This is a genomic window from Streptomyces sp. AM25, from assembly GCF_058146165.1.
Genome location: NZ_JBKIWN010000121.1, coordinates 1 through 1,618 on the forward strand (window position 1 = coordinate 1; position 1,618 = coordinate 1,618).

General features: G+C 65.8%; 1 protein-coding gene. It reads right to left on the bottom strand.

What is annotated here, in order from left to right; all coding sequences use genetic code 11:
- Positions 1-4: 4 nt before the first annotated feature.
- Positions 5-415: a GxGYxYP domain-containing protein gene (locus ACLHRZ_RS37145; RefSeq protein WP_490422996.1), complete on the bottom strand. Its 411-nt coding sequence runs from the start codon at positions 413-415 to the stop codon at positions 5-7.
- Positions 416-1,618: the final 1,203 nt, after the last annotated feature.

Genomic DNA, 1,618 nt, shown 5'->3' on the forward strand with positions numbered 1-1,618 from the left:
TGACCTACGAGAACAGCGAAAGTCGAGGGTGCTCCACCGCCCACGTATAGGCAGCGGACGCGTCGGTGAAACGGCCGCGCAGGTCCTCCAGCACCGGCAGACCGAACCGGGCAGCCAACCCGGCAGGAGCAACCAGCGCATCCCGCAGGCCGGCCAGCGTGGTCGCCACGTTTAGCGACGCCGGCACCGCCGGATCGGGCACAATCACACCCGCGACCTCAGCACGGTACTTCCGCACCAGAACATCCAGATCCTTAACAGGATCACCCGGCACCCCCAGTTCATGCAGCCAGCTGTCCCTGCCCTCCTCAAACGAACCCGAGAGATAGATCCGCGGCCGGAGCCTGCTCGTCAGACCCTGCAGCGTGGCCAGAAGAACCCGCACCTCAGCTGACGCCGCCTCCACGTCGAACACGTCCAGCCTGCGAAGCCGCGGAAAAGTAGGGAGCGCCTGCCCGCCCGGCCAGCTCACCGTCCCACCCTCCAGCTCTGCTGCGACAGACACTTGTGCGGATAGCAGCAGCATTCCTGCGCTGCCCACAGCTGTCCCGAAAAAACGCCGACGCGATTCCCACATCCCCGCATCCTTGCCCCCGTACGCACACCTCGCCTGGGCAAGGGCCCGGTGATACCGGATGTACTACCCTAATTGGCCCAGTTCGGCTCTGGCTGCCCAGGAAGACGCTTCGCTAAAAGATACCCATCACGGACTCCCGCCAGGACGGGCAAGGCCGCGGGTAGGCTTGGAAGTAATTTCAGCCCGCTCTACCATCCTGCGTCAATATGCAGTCATGGGTGTTCATGGAAATGTGGGTGTGCGGACGGGGTCGCCGCAACGCGCTCTATGGGCATTTTCCGATGAACGCGAACGAGAAGGCGGAATCATCAGTCTGGATTCTTGGTAAGGTCCTACAATACTACTCCGGCTTAATTTGTTGACCCCTTCCGCGCCTCCAGTGAGCGAGTTGGCAATATTGGCTGGGCGCGTCAGCGAAAATCAGCCCGTCAGGCGGCCATGGCCCCCGCCCGGATCCTGTGACTGACTACGGATGCTGTCCTGGAGTATGAGGTGGGCGCTTCAGGACTGGTATCGACGGGCCGTCGTGCGGCACAGGAAAGGGCCAGCGGTCGACGCGTGACGGGGGTTGGTGAATTGGTGGGCCGGGCTGTGGCGCCCGGCGCTCTGGCCACTGCAGTGGAGACCGGTGAATCCGTAGCTTCCGTCAGCTGCAGCAGGGGACCGGCGGCCGGCAGTCGACTGCTGCCTGAATGTCTGCCCGCCAGGCTGGGCAGATATCGGGAAGGCGCTCCTGGTGCCTGTCTGCGGCCGGCTGCCTGTCCCCATGTCTGCCGGTCCGGCCGCCCCCTGGGGGTCCGGGTCTTCCCCCGGCGCAAGTCGCCGGCCGGGCTGGACCTCCACCCCATGTGTTCCCGCGAGTCGGCAGCGACTGTGGCGGGGACGCCGTCCCGTGGTGACGCGATGGCCGGGATGTCGTTGAACAGGGCGGCCGGGCTTCGCACGTCACCGCGCCCCTCGTCTGGCCCTCGCCCGGCTGCTCACGCTCATGGGGCCGGCGAGGGCCGGTCCAGGTGTCGGCGCTCACGTAATTGGCCCGTG